This window comes from Gelidibacter salicanalis, from assembly GCF_016469035.1.
In the GTDB taxonomy this organism is placed as follows: domain Bacteria; phylum Bacteroidota; class Bacteroidia; order Flavobacteriales; family Flavobacteriaceae; genus Gelidibacter; species Gelidibacter salicanalis_A.
Map to the genome: position 1 here is coordinate 49,946 of NZ_JAEHJZ010000021.1, position 17,237 is coordinate 67,182.

Annotated in this window: 17 protein-coding genes; 11 read left to right on the forward strand and 6 right to left on the reverse strand. The window is 38.3% G+C overall.

Annotated elements, in window-relative coordinates; genetic code table 11:
• The first annotated feature begins 127 nt into the window (after nucleotides 1-127).
• The 7 genes from rsmA to JEM65_RS09660 all read left to right on the forward strand — a co-directional run bounded on the left by rsmA (nucleotide 128) and on the right by JEM65_RS09660 (nucleotide 5,854).
• A complete protein-coding gene (rsmA, locus tag JEM65_RS09630; RefSeq protein ID WP_199598936.1) occupies nucleotides 128-913 on the forward strand; it encodes a 16S rRNA (adenine(1518)-N(6)/adenine(1519)-N(6))-dimethyltransferase RsmA in 786 nt (261 codons plus the stop codon).
• Between the two features lie 20 nt (nucleotides 914-933).
• Nucleotides 934-2,307, forward strand: a complete 1,374-nt coding sequence (mgtE, locus tag JEM65_RS09635) for a magnesium transporter (RefSeq protein ID WP_199598937.1) — start codon at nucleotides 934-936, stop codon at nucleotides 2,305-2,307.
• A 448-nt stretch (nucleotides 2,308-2,755) separates the two neighbouring features.
• Nucleotides 2,756-3,694: a 2-hydroxyacid dehydrogenase gene (locus tag JEM65_RS09640; protein ID WP_199598938.1), complete on the forward strand. Its 939-nt coding sequence runs from the start codon at nucleotides 2,756-2,758 to the stop codon at nucleotides 3,692-3,694.
• A gap of 168 nt (nucleotides 3,695-3,862) precedes the next feature.
• Nucleotides 3,863-4,234 carry a VOC family protein gene (locus tag JEM65_RS09645; protein WP_199598939.1) on the forward strand — a complete coding sequence of 124 codons (372 nt, stop codon included), beginning with the start codon at nucleotides 3,863-3,865 and terminating at the stop codon, nucleotides 4,232-4,234.
• A gap of 39 nt (nucleotides 4,235-4,273) precedes the next feature.
• Nucleotides 4,274-4,732: a DUF1801 domain-containing protein gene (locus JEM65_RS09650; RefSeq protein ID WP_199598941.1), complete on the forward strand. Its 459-nt coding sequence runs from the start codon at nucleotides 4,274-4,276 to the stop codon at nucleotides 4,730-4,732.
• A gap of 204 nt (nucleotides 4,733-4,936) precedes the next feature.
• Nucleotides 4,937-5,323, forward strand: coding sequence for a VOC family protein (locus JEM65_RS09655; protein WP_199598943.1), 387 nt, complete (start codon nucleotides 4,937-4,939; stop codon nucleotides 5,321-5,323).
• Nucleotides 5,324-5,398: 75 nt separating this feature from the next.
• Nucleotides 5,399-5,854: a DUF4870 domain-containing protein gene (locus tag JEM65_RS09660; RefSeq protein ID WP_233530597.1), complete on the forward strand. Its 456-nt coding sequence runs from the start codon at nucleotides 5,399-5,401 to the stop codon at nucleotides 5,852-5,854.
• A 74-nt stretch (nucleotides 5,855-5,928) separates the two neighbouring features.
• Here JEM65_RS09660 and JEM65_RS09665 read toward each other — a convergent pair whose 3' ends face one another.
• The 3 genes from JEM65_RS09665 to JEM65_RS09675 form a co-directional block, all read right to left on the reverse strand.
• Entirely contained in the window at nucleotides 5,929-7,767 is a 1,839-nt protein-coding gene (locus JEM65_RS09665) for a GNAT family N-acyltransferase (protein ID WP_199598999.1), read from the reverse strand.
• 86 nt (nucleotides 7,768-7,853) lie between these two features.
• Nucleotides 7,854-9,113, reverse strand: a complete 1,260-nt coding sequence (locus tag JEM65_RS09670) for an aspartate kinase (RefSeq protein WP_199598944.1) — start codon at nucleotides 9,111-9,113, stop codon at nucleotides 7,854-7,856.
• Nucleotides 9,100-9,594 (reverse strand): GNAT family N-acetyltransferase, encoded by a 495-nt coding sequence (locus JEM65_RS09675; protein ID WP_199598945.1) that lies wholly within the window; start codon nucleotides 9,592-9,594, stop codon nucleotides 9,100-9,102. The genes JEM65_RS09670 and JEM65_RS09675 overlap by 14 nt, the downstream gene beginning before the upstream one ends.
• A gap of 122 nt (nucleotides 9,595-9,716) precedes the next feature.
• Between JEM65_RS09675 and fbp the strand changes: the two genes are divergently transcribed.
• Complete coding sequence (fbp, locus tag JEM65_RS09680) at nucleotides 9,717-10,721, forward strand: class 1 fructose-bisphosphatase (RefSeq protein ID WP_199598946.1); 1,005 nt, start codon at nucleotides 9,717-9,719, stop codon at nucleotides 10,719-10,721.
• Nucleotides 10,722-11,047: 326 nt separating this feature from the next.
• Here the strand turns inward: fbp and JEM65_RS09685 are convergent, their stop codons facing one another.
• The 3 genes from JEM65_RS09685 to JEM65_RS09695 all read right to left on the reverse strand — a co-directional run bounded on the left by JEM65_RS09685 (nucleotide 11,048) and on the right by JEM65_RS09695 (nucleotide 14,049).
• A complete protein-coding gene (locus JEM65_RS09685; RefSeq protein WP_199598948.1) occupies nucleotides 11,048-12,181 on the reverse strand; it encodes an ATP-binding protein in 1,134 nt (377 codons plus the stop codon).
• A 97-nt stretch (nucleotides 12,182-12,278) separates the two neighbouring features.
• Nucleotides 12,279-13,034, reverse strand: a complete 756-nt coding sequence (locus tag JEM65_RS09690) for an SDR family NAD(P)-dependent oxidoreductase (protein WP_199598950.1) — start codon at nucleotides 13,032-13,034, stop codon at nucleotides 12,279-12,281.
• 151 nt (nucleotides 13,035-13,185) lie between these two features.
• Nucleotides 13,186-14,049 (reverse strand): aldo/keto reductase, encoded by an 864-nt coding sequence (locus JEM65_RS09695; RefSeq protein WP_199598952.1) that lies wholly within the window; start codon nucleotides 14,047-14,049, stop codon nucleotides 13,186-13,188.
• A 256-nt stretch (nucleotides 14,050-14,305) separates the two neighbouring features.
• Here JEM65_RS09695 and JEM65_RS09700 point away from each other — a divergent pair, with 256 nt between their 5' ends.
• The 3 genes from JEM65_RS09700 to JEM65_RS09710 all read left to right on the forward strand — a co-directional run bounded on the left by JEM65_RS09700 (nucleotide 14,306) and on the right by JEM65_RS09710 (nucleotide 17,231).
• Nucleotides 14,306-15,109 carry a DUF4382 domain-containing protein gene (locus tag JEM65_RS09700; RefSeq protein WP_199598954.1) on the forward strand — a complete coding sequence of 268 codons (804 nt, stop codon included), beginning with the start codon at nucleotides 14,306-14,308 and terminating at the stop codon, nucleotides 15,107-15,109.
• 151 nt (nucleotides 15,110-15,260) lie between these two features.
• Nucleotides 15,261-16,259, forward strand: coding sequence for an AAA family ATPase (locus JEM65_RS09705; RefSeq protein WP_439953509.1), 999 nt, complete (start codon nucleotides 15,261-15,263; stop codon nucleotides 16,257-16,259).
• Nucleotides 16,260-16,364: 105 nt separating this feature from the next.
• Complete coding sequence (locus JEM65_RS09710; protein ID WP_199598955.1) at nucleotides 16,365-17,231, forward strand: DUF58 domain-containing protein; 867 nt, start codon at nucleotides 16,365-16,367, stop codon at nucleotides 17,229-17,231.
• Nucleotides 17,232-17,237 lie beyond the last annotated feature (6 nt).

Below are 17,237 nucleotides of genomic sequence, written 5' to 3' on the forward strand. Positions count from 1 at the left end.
AGAATATAGAGAAGAGAATAGAGAAAATAGATGGATTCTACTTTTAAAAAATATTCTCACTAACTTCGCACTTTGAAATTCAGGCCTCGCGCTTCTAATTTTCACTCTCACTAAACCATTCTTATTCGTGTCCAAAGATCATCAAGTCAGAGCAAAAAAACACCTTGGTCAGCATTTCCTGACGGATGAAAGTATTGCTGAAAAAATTGCCGATTCCCTGTCGTATAAAGGGTATGACCACGTCTTGGAAATTGGTCCGGGTATGGGGGTTCTTACCAAGTATTTATTAAAAAGAGACATTACCACCCATGTTATTGAAATTGATAGAGACTCCGTAGCATACCTCAAAAACAACTATCTCAATTTAGCGGATCGGATTATTGAAAAAGACTTTTTAAAATACAACCTCAAAGACGTATTTAAAGAGCAACCTTTTGCCATTATTGGGAATTTTCCTTATAATATTTCGTCGCAAATTCTGTTCAAAACCTTGGAAATGCGTGATCAGATTCCTGAGTTTTCTGGCATGTTTCAAAAAGAAGTGGCCCTACGCATCTGTTCCAAAGAAGGCAGCAAAGTGTACGGCATATTATCGGTACTGACGCAGGCCTTTTATGACGCGACGTATTTATTTACGGTGCCACCAACAGTGTTCAATCCGCCACCAAAAGTAGATTCTGGGGTGTTATTATTGATCCGAAAAGAAAACTACACGCTTCCTTGTGATGAAAAACTTTTTTTTAGAGTGGTAAAAACAGGATTTCAACAGCGTCGAAAAACACTTCGCAACAGTTTAAAATCATTCGATTTATCTGATAATTTAAAATCAAATCCTATCTTTGACCAGCGCCCAGAACAGTTAAGCGTAGCAAAGTTTATCACACTGACCCAACTGATAGAAAACGATAATTAAGTCTTAAAAAAGCACACCATTTGACTGACGAGAGAGAGAACATACAATTTGAGCTTACTGACGAACTCATTGAACAGGTACAGCACCTCATCAAAATTAGAGATGACGAGGAGTTAAACAGGCTTTTAATGGAGTTCCATTACGCTGATATTGCTGAAATTCTTGATGAAGTTGATCTTGATGAAGCTATGTATGTGATCAAACTCCTAGATTCTGAAACCACTTCAGAAGTCTTAATGGAGTTGGATGAAGACAATCGTGAAAAAGTATTGCGCAACCTTTCTTCTAAAGAAATTGCAGACGAAGTTGGAGCGCTAGACACCGATGATGCTGCGGATATTATTGCAGAATTATCAGAAGAGCGTCAACGCGAAGTGATCCATCACATAGAAGACGAAGGTCATAAAGCGGAGATTACTGAACTACTTGCTTATGATGAGGATACCGCCGGTGGACTTATGGCCAAAGAATTGGTTAAAGTTTATGAAACCTGGACGGTTGAGGGTTGTTTGCGCCGTATAAGAGGCCAAGCAAAAGATGTGACCAGAGTCCACTCCATTTATGTAGTGAACAAACAAAACAAGCTGGTTGGGCGTCTCTCTCTAAAAGATTTAATTGTTGCCAAAAGCAGCGAAAAAATTGCCGATATCTACATTAAAAGTGTGGATTATGTAAAAGTTGATGAAGACCCGGAAGAAGTGGCTAAAATAATGGCAAAATATGACTTGGAAGCCATTCCGGTAGTGGATGATGAGATGGTGTTGTTAGGCCGTATTACCATTGATGATATTATTGACGTTTTACGTGAAGAAGCCGATAAAGATTACCAATTGGCAGCAGGTATTACCGCCGATGTTGAGGCCGATGATAGTATTTGGCAACTGACCAAAGCACGCTTGCCATGGCTTCTTATTGGTATGTTTGGCGGTATTGGTGCCGCGAGTATCATTAACGGGTTTAGCGACGCGATGTTAAAATTCCCGGCCTTATTATTATTTATTCCGCTAGTGCAAGCAACCGCCGGAAACGTAGGCGTCCAGTCTTCAGCCATTGTAGTACAAGGATTAGCTAATGACACCATTGATGGCAACATTATCAAACGGCTTTTTAAAGAAATGCTCTTGGGCTTGGTTAACGGACTTGCCATTGCCTTTGTAGTCTTGATCATCAGTCATTTCGGATTTAAAACAACGTACTACGAATCGATGACCATTTGTATTGCCCTTGTAACAGTTATAGTCATGGCAGCCTTAATTGGTACATTTATCCCTATTTTCTTAGATAAACGCGGGGTTGATGCGGCAGTAGCTACGGGACCGTTTATTACTACCAGCAATGATATTTTTGGGATTATGACCTATTTCCTAATCGCAAAACTGATTTTAGGTTTTTAATTTATAAAACCACCTCAACTTACAGCCCAATTTCCAAACCCAAACAAATCAAACAACTCCTTCCCTTCTTTTCAAGGGAAGGAGGATTCAATTCCAGTAAAGGAATTGATGACGGAAGGGTTTTTAACCAAACTACAAGCCTCACAAGAGTATATAAAATCATCTTGAATATCAAACCACCTCGTCTTCTGATTCTTCCCCGAATCAGAAGCCACTCCTCCTTGAAAAGGAGGAGCATTTAAATTTATACTTTAATCTTCAAAATATAAAATAATCAAACAATTCCTTCCCTTCTTTCAAGGGAAGGTGGATTCAATTCCAGTAAAGGAATTGAAGACGGAAGGGTTTTAAAATATAATGCTGATCACACCCAAAAGTACCCACGCTTTTCTTAATTTTGATACTATAACTTATTAAAACAAAACTCCTATCCTCTCAGGAAATTAGCATGAAAATCCTCCACCTCGATACCAATCACCCGTTACTCATCAATCAACTTAAAGCATTGGGTTTTGAAAATGATGAAGACTATACCTCCTCTAAATCTACCATAGAAGAAAAAATCCATGTGTATGACGGCGTGATCATCCGAAGCCGTTTTAGCATTGACAAAACGTTTTTAGATGCTGCTACAAACCTTAAATTCATTGGGCGTGTTGGCGCAGGATTGGAAAACATTGATGGTGATTATGCACAAAAAAAAGGCGTCCGCCTAATTGCAGCACCAGAAGGCAACCGGAATGCTGTTGGTGAGCATGCCTTAGGAATGTTGTTATCGCTATTTAACAATCTCAATAAAGCGGATCAGGAAGTGCGATCGGGACACTGGCTCCGTGAAGACAATAGAGGTGTTGAATTAGACGGGAAAACCGTTGGGCTTATGGGCTACGGCAATATGGGAAAAGCGTTTGCTAAAAAACTTCGCGGATTTGAGGTCGAGGTGTTATGTTACGATATTCAAGATCATGTGGGCGATGACCACGCCAGACAAGTATCACTTAATGAATTTCAAGAGAGCGTTGATGTAGTGAGCTTACATACCCCACAAACCCCACTAACTTTAGGCATGATCAATACCGGTTTCATCAATGCCATTAAAAAACCATTCTGGTTATTGAATACGGCACGTGGTAAAAGTGTAGTGACCAAAGATTTGGTGAAAGCTTTACAATCTGGTAAAACCCTAGGGGCAGGTTTAGATGTTTTGGAATACGAAAAATCGTCATTTGAAGATCTGTTTACGTCAGAAATGCCTGAGGCCTTCCGATACCTTATTAAAGCAAAGAATGTCCTTTTAACCCCTCATGTGGCGGGCTGGACGGTTGAAAGCAAAGAGAAATTAGCCCAAACAATCGTTGATAAAATTAAACATCAGTTCACACTTTAGTAGCACGGTAATTTATGCGGTCTACTGTTGCTGATTTTAGGGGATTTCTCTAAAATTCTGACCGAAATTAATTTTAAATATTTCTACAATGTGTATCTTTATTTGAAACACTAGCTCTGTAGTACCAATCTTTGAGCCTTCAGTGTTTAATACAAATACAAAAATCTCATGAATCTAGGAGCATTCTCAGTAAGTTTAAGCGTAAAAGACCTTACCATATCACAAGCATTTTATGAAAATCTAGGCTTTACTGTGTTTGCGGGTCATTTAGATCAGAATTACCTCATTATGAAAAACGGAAATGTCTTAATAGGACTTTTCCAAGGCATATTTGAGAACAATATCCTTACCTTCAATCCGGGATGGGATGAAAACGCCACCAAATTAGATAAGTTTACAGATGTGAGAGACCTGCAAAAACATCTTAAGTCAAACCAAATTCCGTTGATTTCTGAAGCTGACGAAAGCACTTCAGGTCCTGCAAGTTTTATGGTATCTGATCCTGATTGTAATATGATTCTAGTCGATCAACATGTATAAAAATGGTTAACATCCTAAAGCAATACTAAATTATACACCATGCAATACGAAGCAATCTCGCCTGAAGATTATATCAATCAGGTACCTGAAGACCGCAAGAACAGCTTAAGAACATTACGTAAAACCATCCTCGATAATTTACCGGAAGGTTTTGAAGAAGGCATTCAATACGGCATGATTGGGTATTATGTACCCCACAGTATCTATCCTGACGGCTATCATTGCAAGCTTTCAGATCCTTTACCCTTTATGAGTGTGGCATCACAAAAAAAATCCATCAACTTATACCATAGCGGAATTTATGCAATTCCGGAAATTCACGATTGGTTTGTGTCTGAGTATCCTAAACATTCCAAGCGTAAATTAGATATGGGTAAAAGTTGTATTCGGTTTAAGAAAGTGGAAGACATTCCGTTTGAACTCATTGGAGAATTGGCTTCTAAACTAACGGTTGAGGAGTGGATTGCGGTTTATGAAACGCATGTGAAAAAGAATTAATCGTCCGTAAAACATCATAATGGTATAAATTGTTTCATTATAATAACATGTATATTTCATCAAAAATTTTGCAGCGTAAATCTGCGAGATCTGTGGGATAATTTTCCGTACGCTTATTTTTGTTTCCCGCTGATTACGGAGATGTTCGCGGATTTTTCACTAGTATAATAAAAAGTGGATATACATTAAAAAACGAGAATTATTATGGAAAAACGAGTGACAGGAATTGGCGGTTTGTTTTTTAAAAGCAAAGATCCAAACGCCTCAAAAGACTGGTATAAAAAACATTTGGGCTTTGACACTGATGCCTATGGTTGCACTTTTTGGTGGAAAGACAAAGAAGGTAACGATTGTTCTACGCAATGGAGTCCTTTTCCAGAAGATACCACATACTATGAGCCTTCAAAAAAAGACTTTATGTTCAATTATCGGGTTGAAAATTTGGAGGCACTTCTTCAGGTATTAAAGGAAGAAGGCGTGACCATTGTGGGCGACATGGAAACCCATGAGTATGGTAAATTTGGTTGGATTTTAGATAATGACGGCAACAAAATAGAACTGTGGGAACCTATTGATCAGGCTTTCCTCTGAAACAATAAGAATTTTTGCTATCTTTAATATTCTAATTTTAAATACATTACAACTAATCTCTAAAAAAAACTAAAGATGGCAAACGATCAAAATTTAGGTGACGATCTTGACGATATGTTAGACGATTCACAAGAAACCGAGAGAGAATTTACAGACCATACAAAACAAAGTGCAAACGAGTTTACAGAGGATGCGAAACGCGCTACCCGTAATTTGGAAAATGATGTCAACGCCATAGCTAAAGACGGTAAAAACATCGCATTAATTGCGCATCTCACCCTAATTGGGTGGATTGTCGCTTTGGTAATGAACAATAACACGAAAAGCGATTTTGCATCCTTTTATATCCGGCAAATGCTGGGATTGATGCTTTGTGCTATTGTATTAAGCGTTATCCCGTTGGTTGGTTGGATCCTCAACTTGGGTCTTTTGGTGCTCTGGATTATGAGCTTAATTGGTGCTGTTAATGGCGAAAAGAAATTGACGCCTGTTGTAGGCGACTATTTTCAGGATTGGTTCAAATCCTTTTAAAGCTCAAAAAAAGAGCCAAATTGATAGAATTTGGCTCTTTTTAAAATTTCTGTATTCATTTCTTTACTGCAAGTCTAAACTTCAGGAGCATCACCATTCTCCGCAAACTTGCGCTCCATCTCCGCTTGAAATTCTTCCATCACAGGTTTTACGGTGCTTTCTGGCAGGTCTGCAATTCTGATATACATTAAACCATCTACGGCGTTGTTGAACAATGGATCAACATTAAACGCCACGACCTTGGCATTTTGCTTGATGTATTTTTTGATAAGTACTGGCAAACGCAAAGTGCCTGGTTCCAGCTCATCAATAATTTTATCAAACTTGACCAAATCGGCTTCGGTTTCATCAAACACAAAATCCTTGTCGGCATCTTTTAATTTCACCTTAAATTCCTTTTTAGGATGCACATATTGCGCAATATAAGGATCGTAATAATTGGATTTCATAAACTCAATCATCAACGATTTCGAGAAGTTGGTAAACTTATCGCTTATAGTCACGCCGCCAATCAAGTATTTGTGTTCTGGATAACGCAAGGTAGTGTGTACAATACCTTTCCATAAGAGGAATAAAGGCATCGGTTTGAGTTGGTACTCTTTGATGATGAAGGCGCGCCCCATTTCAATGGATTCGCTCATCATTTTATAAAGTTCAGGTTCAAAACGGAACAGATCCTGAAGATAGAACCCGTCAATACCGTATTTGGCAAATATTTTTGAACCTAAGCCCATACGGTAAGCGCCTGCTAACTTTTTAGTGTCGTTGTCCCATAAAAACATGTGATGGTAATACGAATCAAACGGATCCAAATCTATAGATTCATTGGTCCCCTCACCTACTTCTCTAAAAGTGATTTCGCGCAAGCGACCAATTTCTCGCAGGATATTTGGAATGCTCTTAGAATCTGCAAAAAAAACTTCGTAATTTTTGCTTTCCAAGAGTCGCCCGTCATGTTCACGCAGATAATTAACCTCCTTTATCATATTATCTACACTTACAGGCGTTACAATATTTTTGATAGGTTTTGGAACTTTTAATGTGGAGGATATATTACTGAGAAATTTACCTTTTTCGTCAAAACTATTGGCCAGCATATAGGTTTTCCTTCGTAAAAAATCAGAAAACTCTTCTAGCGTAGTGTGTTCACTTTGATCGGCTACTGAGATTGGTCTTCCAATTCTTACCTTAATAACGCGCCTTTTTTGCGTCAAAACTTCTGAAGGTAATTTGGCTGTCCTAAACGTATCACTGATTTTGGAAAGCTTATAAAAAAGTTTGCTGTTCTTAGCATGAAAATAAATGGGCACTACAGGAACCTCTGCCCTCTGAGCAAGTTTCATGGCGGCTTCTTCCCAAGGGCGGTCAATGACCAATTTCCCGTCTTTGTATGTGGACACTTCGCCGGCCGGGAATATGCCCAACGGATGACCGTTACGCAAATGTGAAATGGCAGTTCTAAAACCTGCCACACTCGATTTCACATCCTTTCGATCTTCAAACGGGTTGACCGGCATGATGTACGGCTTCATAGGCTCTATACGATGCAAAAGAAAATTGGCAATGATTTTAAAATCTTCACGATGCTCCAACATCAATTTGAGCAGAAGGATACCATCTATACCCCCAAGCGGATGATTGGATACGGTTATAAAGGCACCGTCTTTAGGCAATCGTTTAAGGTCTTCTTCAGGAATCTCAAACCGGATTTGAAAATCGCCTAAAATAGCATCTAAAAACTCGATGTCTTTTAAGTGTTTATTGCGGTTGTAAACCTTGTTGAGCGTAGATATTTTAAGGACTTTCATGAGAAGCCAACCGCTAAAAGTACCAAGAACCCCATACTTATCAAGATTGATGGCTTTCGCGACTTCTTTTGCACTTACTAATCCGATATCCTGCTGTTTGGTCATGGCTACAAACCTAATCAATTTTTTTTATAAATATCTTCTGTGACGGCTCTCAAAGTCCAATTTAAGTCACCCTTTTAATCGTCAAATTAGTGGGTAACCATTTGAACAGTTCCTTGTGTCAATTGCTTTAACAACATGGTCTTGCCGACTTCCAGTTGTGCAATGGCATCTTGATTATAGTGCCGTATGGTATATAAGGATACGTTTTCATGGCATGTCACCTTAAATTTCGCCTTTAAATGTTGTAATAAATTGGGCAGATTGTTGTACACATTATCCACACAAACCGAGAAACTTATGGCCGAATTCTGAATCACATCAACCTTCATTTTATACAAGGCCAACAATTTGAAAATCTCACTGATATTCTCTTCCACGATATAAGAAAAGTCTAAAGAGGATAAAGAAATCAATACCTGATTTTTCTTAACTATAAAACACGGTATCAACGGCTCTATTCCAGCACCCTTCCCCACCATTGTGCCTGCATGTTCCGGGTTTTTAAAGGATTTTACAAATAACGGAATTTCCTTTTGCTGCAAGGGTTGCAACGTTTTTGGATGAATAACGGATGCGCCGTAAAACGCAAGCTCAATAGCCTCACGATAGGAAATTTTATTGAGCAGCTGTGCGTTTTCAAAATACCGAGGATCAGCATTCAACACACCGGGCACATCTTTCCAAATGGTCACGTTCTCAGCATTTAAACAATAGGCAAAAATAGCCGCTGTATAATCACTGCCTTCACGCCCCAAGGTGGTCATAAAGTTATTGTCATCACTACCTATAAAGCCTTGGGTAATATTTAAAACCGAGGTGTTTAACTTAGACGTTACGGCGGCTTGGGTGGCTTCCCAATTAACGTTGGCACGTCTATAATACGTATCTGTTTTGATAAACTCACGCACATCCACCCAATTGTTTTTAATTCCAACCTTATTGAGGTATTCACTTACAATTAAGGTAGAGATCAACTCGCCATAGCCAATGACCTGATCATAGACAAAATTATAATCGGGCGATTTGTTTCGATTAAAAAAACTGCGTAACTCGTCAAATAAGACGGATACTTTATTAAAAACAGGATGCGTTTCCTCTACTCCAGTATCAAAAAGATCTAATAGAATGGCATTGTGATATTTTTTGACATCCTGAACCGAACTTTGTAATTCACTTTTAGTATTGAAATAATTACCCACCACAATCTCTAGTGCGTTGGTGGTTTTACCCATGGCGGATATGACGATTAAGGTATTGTCAAACCCAACTGTTCTCAGAACAGCTTCTAAATTTCTAACCCCTAGCGCATCTTTTACAGAGGCACCACCAAATTTAAATACGTGCATCCTTTAGTGTCGCTATATAATTCTTAATTCCGTCTTCTGTTAAATGGACCACATCCCAATCGCGTTTAACGTCTGCACCTTTCTTTTCATAAAATGCTATTGCTGGCTCATTCCAATCCAACACTTCCCAACAGATGCGTTTCACGCCCAATTGATCTCCATAACGTACAACTTCGTCCAATAGTGCAGAACCTAATCCGCTGCCACGCATCTTCTGGCTCACAATCAAATCCTCTAAATGCAATATTTTACCTTTCCAAGTGGAATACCGGGAGTACACTAAGGCGATGCCTTCTACGTTTTTATCTACTTCTGCCACGAAGCACTGAAACGCTGGATGTTCTCCAAAACCATCTTGTTGCAACTCTGAAATAGTCACTTCAACGGCATCAGGTTCTTTTTCAAAAATGGCCAATTCAGTAATTAACGCATGTACTTGAGGCATATCTTGTGGAACAGCCTTTCTTATTTTAAATATCATTTATAAAAAATTTGTTTTCAAATATAACGCAAACTGGTAAAATTAAAACCATTTAACTTTTGCGAAAACGTTGTAGTATGGTAAAAAATACGATATTTGCAGAAACAAATCAAATACACTTCATGTCTCGGACACATCAAACTCTAGGTGAATTCATTATTGAGAATCAGACCTCCTTTAAATACTCATCAGGTGAACTTTCAAGTCTTATAAACTCTATCAGACTGGCCGCGAAAGTGGTTAATTATGAGGTTAATAAAGCTGGGTTGGTTGATATTATTGGTGCCGCTGGCGATAGGAATATTCAAGGTGAAGACCAGCAAAAACTGGACGTTTATGCCAACGAAAAGTTTATCCAAACCATGACCAACAGAAATATTGTTTGTGGAATTGCCAGTGAAGAGGAAGATGATTTTATTGCGATTAACAGTCAAGATGAAAATCATCAGAATAAATATGTAGTGCTTATTGATCCTCTGGATGGCTCGTCAAACATTGACGTGAATGTGTCTGTGGGAACTATTTTTTCTATTTACAGACGTGTGACGCCTATTGGTACTCCTGTAACTATTGAAGATTTTCTACAACCGGGAAATCAACAAGTAGCCGCCGGCTATGTGGTTTATGGCACCTCAACTATGCTCGTCTACACTACTGGAGATGGAGTTAACGGCTTTACACTCAACCCGGCCATTGGCACCTTTTATTTGTCTCACCCTAATATGGAGTTTCCTGTGGATGGCCAAATTTATTCGGTTAATGAAGGAAATTATATCCATTTCCCGCAAGGCATTAAAAACTATATCAAATATTGCCAAATGGAAGAAGGAGACAGACCTTATACCTCACGCTATATAGGATCTTTGGTTTCAGATTTTCATAGAAATATGATTAAAGGCGGTATTTATCTGTATCCCAAAAGTTCTTTGAATGCTAAAGGAAAATTGCGTTTGCTCTACGAATGTAATCCTATGGCATTTTTGGCTGAGCAAGCCAACGGAAAAGCAAGTGATGGAAATCAGCGAATTTTAGACATCCAACCTACCGAACTTCATGAACGCGTGCCTTTTGTTTGCGGCAGCAGAAACATGGTCGAAAAATGCGAGGAGTTTATACGCAACGCGTAACTTAACGATTTAAGAATTTCTAAAATTGTAGATTTTAAAATATGCAGTAACACGCATATGGTATAAAGATGATGCTTATAAAATTCGGGGAGCTAACGGCGTTCTGTAAGAAATTAAAAATATCGACGAAATGTTATACAAAAAAAACCCTGCTTCAATGCTGAATTATCATCAGGAGAAGCAGGGTATATATAATTGATTAATAGCACTGTAAATATGCGACTATTTTTTTAAACTAATTTATTAAAAACTATGATAAGTCAATAAAAAAGTTGAATTGCACCTGTAGTCCAAAAACATCGATAAACGGTAAGAAAAATCCAGTGCTAACTATACTTCACTTTCCTAAGAACCCGTAAAGACTCTTTAAGACTTTCATACACTTCTGGCCTATAATTTTTCAAATAGGGTTTGGCCTCATTTAGCTTATCAACCGCATCATGGAATAAATTGAGATAACAAATAAGGTAGGTCGCAGGTAAGTTTTTCAAATCATTTTCCTCATTGGAATTCAAGGTCAATCCTTTTTTGAGTTTTTCTAAAATAGTGTTGTTGGTATTGTAGATATGATGCAGAACCTTTTTATCAAATTGGGGCGCTTCAAAAAGCAGTTTGGTTTCAATCTGATACGTGGCATTATTCCCAAAACTGATGCGAGTTTCCTCTAAGGGGTAGTATTGATACCTATTATTGATCCCCAAGTTCACGTACTCTACAATGTTGAACGCATCGTCATCATAACGGATGGTCACCTCATCTAAAGTAGAAAAAAACAGCCTAACCTGCTCATTGATTAGTTCAATATCTACCCGACTATAAAATGGTTTTCCATGATGCATCTTTTTTTGCCCTGCCCAACACAGCACAAAATACTCTTTAAATACTTTGTATTGGGGATGGTAATCTTTTCGTTTATTTAAAAAATCGAAAACGCCGTCGAGTGTATGTTGAATGTTATTTTGGGAATTATTTTCAATGGCCTCCACAATTTGAGAATTGACATCTTTAATCTCAACCTCAAACACCTTAGGCATACTCATACTGCCATCTCTGAAAAATACTGAGCCACCGTAATATTTCCAGATATTCTTTTTTAACGAAGTAAGTCCATCAATAGCCCTAATGGTTACCAAACCCACCACTTTATCATCAGGTAAATGTGGAAACGGAATATTTTCATACTGAACAATGGGCGGATTTATTAAATACGCATTGATTAAGTTTTGAATTTTACTATCATCAAAAAAATCAACACCCCTAATACTATTGTCATCATCCTCAACGCCTATGACGATATATGAATTGTTCTTCGGGTTGGTATTGGACAAGGCACAAACATGCTTTAAAAATTTCGCTTTCCCTTCCTTTTCCCCAATATCAATCTGACGCTTTTTATCATAGAAGCTGTTCTCATCATTGTGAGCAAGAAGATTTTTTATGAGAAGGCGTTTGTTGATCAAGGTGATTGCTATTAGTTATTGCTGTTGGTTATTCTTATTGGCTATTTTAATGCAGTACCAGTTTATTTTAATAAAATTTTGTCCTTCGGTGTTCAAATTAACTACTCTTATTAATAACCGTGGACGAGGCCTGAGCCGTCGGAAATACCAATAAATCTGCAATATTCACATGTGCTGGTCTGGAAATCGCAAAATAAATAATTTCTGCAATATCTTCCGGCTGTAAAGCTTTATACCCTTTATATACAGAGTCAGCAACCGCATCGCCTTTAAAGCGTACTTGTGAGAATTCAGTTTCTACTAGACCTGGATTTATGGCGCCCACTTTAATGCTAAACGGATTCAAATCAATGCGCATCCCTTCAGTAATCGCCAAAACCGCATGTTTGCTCGCACAATAGACATTCCCTTTGGCATACACTTCTTTTCCTGCGGACGATCCAATATTTATGATGTGACCAGATTGGCGCGCCGTCATTTGCGGAATAATGGCTTTACTTACATATAGCAGTCCTTTAACGTTGATGTCCATCATGGCATCCCAATCGTCCGTCTCTCCGGTTTGAATGGGATCCAATCCATGCGCATTGCCTGCATTATTAATTAAAATATCAATGGTTGTAAAATTCTCTGGCAGCGACGCAATGGCCTTAAAAGTGGCGCCTTTATCACGCACATCAAAATTTAAAGTATGCACATCGGTTATTTTTTCAAGTGCCTTTTTTATGGTATCCAAACGTTCCTGTCGTCTGCCACACAAAATTAAATTAATACCATGTTTTGCAAATTCATGAGCCGTGGCGCGTCCAATACCGCTTGTTGCGCCCGTTATTAATGCTGTTTTTCTATTCATAATATTGTCATTTCGTGAAAATAGAAATCTCTATTTAGTTTTATTATTATATGATATTCATCATTTGAATGGCTATTTTTCCTCAACAACAAACTGCCATCTGCCTCACTGGAGACTGTAAACTGAATACTGCCGACTACCACCTACCAACTCAAGGCATAGCCTGTCCTTGGCCAGCCACCAACATCAAGAACCAATCTTCCAATTCTAAATCTATCTCTAGCGCTTTTACCGCGTTTAGAATCCGCGATTGGGTTGTTGTTCCCACCACCGGATGGATTTTTGATGGATGTTTTAAAATCCAAGCGAGCAACAATTGACCCTCTGTTGCCTTGTATTTATCTCTCAGTTCTCCCAATTGTTTATGTATGCGCCGGGTTTGTTCCGTATCGTCTTTAAATACAGTGCCTAACGGCGACCAAGCCATGGGCGTCATGTCTTTTATCATCATTTGATCTAAGGTTCCATCAAACATCGCTTCGTGTTGTGTTAAAGAAAATTCTATTTGATTGACCTCTACAGCTACATTCTTTGCAATCAAATCTACTTGAGACGGCGTAAAATTAGACACGCCAAAACTCTTGATCTTACCTTGCTGTTTCAATATCTGAATTGCTTCTGAAATCTCATCAGGATGCATCAATGGACTCGGCCTATGCAACAATAACACATCCAAATACTCCGTTTGTAACTGTTTTAATGATGTCTCTACTGACCATAGAATGTAGTCTTTATCATAATTATAGTGGCCTACTTTGTTATTTCGACCTCCAGAGAGATGCTGAATCCCACATTTGCTGATCAATTGCATGCTTTCGCGTTTTATACCGCTTTGAGTAAAGGCTTTTCCAAAGTCAGCTTCCGTCGTATATCCACCATAAATATCAGCATTATCAAAAGAAGTCACCCCATGTTCCATACAAAATTGCATCATCTCCACCATATCGATAGTTGAGAGGTTTTTGCCCCACCTTCCCCAGGTCATCGTTCCTGCTATAATTCGAGAATACTTCATAATTCCTTTTTTAAGTTAAGTTGTTTTCAACTATAAAAATACTTAAAACTCTAAGAGTAATCTAGTTTAGTTTTTAAGATTTATGACGTTGGTCTATCGCCCGTAGGTCGTTAAATATTTACATGAGGGGCCAGCCTTTTTAATTATTTAGCGCTAACCAACAGATACTAAGCACGATAAAGGGCGGCTCCAAAACGTTGTAGTCTAATTCTCTAAAGAAAGCGTATATACACTAAACCTATAAATTACAAATACCATGAATGTATTAAAAAAAGCAAGTTTATTAGCCCTTATAACGTTTTTCTCCTTTGGCTGTAGTGATGATGATGCTGCCAATGATGCAGAAGGAAATGCAAAAGTTTCTATAAAATTGATGGATGCCCCTGGTGATTATGAGCATGTATATATTGACATCGTTGACGTGATGGTCAAAGTGAATGATAATGGCGACGGTGAGGAAGGTTGGCAAAGCCTGAATGCCATTAACACTGGAGTTTATGATCTACTGACATTAACTGGAGGCGTTAATGTACTTTTAGTGGACGATTTTGAAGTGCTTTCAGGCACCTTAAATCAGATCCGTTTGATTTTGGGTGATGATAATACCGTCGTGATTGACGGGGAGACATTCCCTTTAAAAACGCCAAGTGCACAACAATCTGGATTAAAAATTAAACTCAATCAAACCTTGTTGCCAAATACGGCCTATACCTTTTTACTGGATTTTGATGTGGACAAATCCATTGTTATTGCTGGAAATTCTGGTAACATCAACTTGAAACCAGTAATTAGAGCCAGTGCCGAAGCAACAACAGGAACTATTTCTGGTAGCGTTTTACCATTGGGTGTACAAACACAAATTAGCGCCACCAATGGTGTAGATGTTGTAACAACATATGCTGACGCAAATGGAAACTTTTTGTTGTTAGGTTTAACGGCTGGAAGCTATACGGTTACCGTTACTCCAAACCCGGCATCTCAGCTTACGCCTTCAATTCTTAAGAATGTGGAAGTGACTGTAGAAAAAGACACTTCACTAGGAGTGATTACGATTAAATAGAACATAAATCATAAAAATGTATTAAAAGAGCAACACCCATGGTGTTGCTCTTTAATTTTTAACCAATTATTAACAGCAATCCAATAAAAATTTTAACAATTTGCAGTCCTCAAAAAACCAGACCCTATTCAGTCTAAAATAAAATCCTAATATGATGGAAGATACAGTTGATATCAAAAGCATTAACGAGAAAATTGAAAGAGAAAGTGCCTTTGTTGATTTGCTTACTTTTGAGATGAACAAAGTGATTGTTGGCCAAAAATATATGATTGAACGCTTGTTGATCGGACTGTTGGGCCAAGGTCATATTCTATTGGAAGGTGTTCCTGGTTTAGCAAAAACATTAGCCATCAATACCCTGTCTCAAGCTATTGAATCAAGCTTTAGCAGAATACAGTTTACACCAGATTTATTACCGGCTGATGTGGTGGGTACCTTGATCTACAATATGAAGGTGAATGATTTCACCATCAAAAAAGGTCCGATTTTCGCAAATTTCGTCTTGGCAGATGAGATTAACAGAGCACCGGCCAAAGTACAATCGGCCTTATTGGAAGCCATGCAGGAAAAGCAAGTTACCATTGGTGATGAAACTTTTAAATTGGACAGACCATTTTTGGTGATGGCTACCCAAAACCCAATTGAGCAAGAAGGAACGTATCCGCTTCCGGAAGCGCAAGTGGATCGATTTATGCTAAAAACCGTTATCGATTATCCAAAAATAGACGAAGAGCAACTTATTATGCGCAATAACATGAAAGGCGCTTATGAAAAAGTAAATGCCGTAGTTTCTGTAGAACAAATTTTAAGAGCACAGCAAACCGTTCGTGAAGTGTATATGGACGAGAAAATTGAAAAATACATTCTTGATATCATCTTCGCCACGCGTTATCCTGAAAAATATAAACTTGCCGATTTAAAACCATTAATTTCATTTGGAGCTTCGCCACGTGGGAGTATCAACCTAGCCGTAGCCGCAAAATGCTATGCCTTTATCAAACGACGTGGGTATGTAATTCCTGAAGATGTCCGTGCGGTTGTGCATGATGTATTGCGCCACAGAATTGGTATTACTTATGAAGCTGAGGCAGAAAATGTCACGTCTGTTGATATCATCAACAAAATCATTAATGAAATTGAAGTACCATAAATAAAGTCCACAGTGGGCAGTAAGCAGTGGGCAGTAACCCGTCTAACTAAATTCTGAACCATAGCGACTGAAAACTGAAGACTGCCAACTGCAGACTCAATAAAAATGGATACAAAAGAGCTTTTAAAAAAAGTACGTAAAATAGAGATCAAGACACGGCGTTTGTCTAACCATATCTTTGGAGGGGAATACCATTCCACCTTTAAGGGTAGAGGGATGACTTTTAGCGAAGTACGTCAGTATCAGTATGGGGATGATGTCAGAAATATTGACTGGAATGTGACCGCCCGTTATAATGAACCGCACATTAAAGTTTTTGAAGAAGAACGCGAGCTGACCATGATGCTTATGGTGGACATTTCTGGTTCAGAATGGTTTGGTACGGATGAACAATTTAAAAACGAAATTATTACTGAAATTGCGGCAACCTTAGCTTTTTCAGCCACTCAAAATAACGATAAAATTGGTTTAATTCTATTTACGGATACCATTGAATTGTACATTCCGCCAAAAAAAGGCAGATTTCATGTATTGCGTATCATTAGAGAACTGATCGAGTTTAAACCAAAAAGTAAGAAAACAGATATTACCCAAGCTTTACAGTTTTTATCAGGAGTGATGAAAAAAAAGGCGATTGTTTTTTTATTATCTGATTTTATTGCGGACGATTATAAACAAACGCTTAAAATTGCTGCCAACAAACACGATATTACTGGCATTAGAGTGTATGATCAACGCGAAGAAAGCATTCCGAATTTAGGATTGGTCCAAATGCAAGATGAAGAAACTGGCGAATTTATGTTGGTCAACACGGCTTCAAAAAAGATCAGAACAGATTATAGCAAATACCACCTTGAGCGCGTCAGCTATTTTAAAGACACATTTTCAAAATCGGGTGCGGGCACTATAGATTGTCGGGTTGATGAAAGCTATGTCACTAAATTATTGGGCTATTTTAAACGCAGAGCGTAACGACTT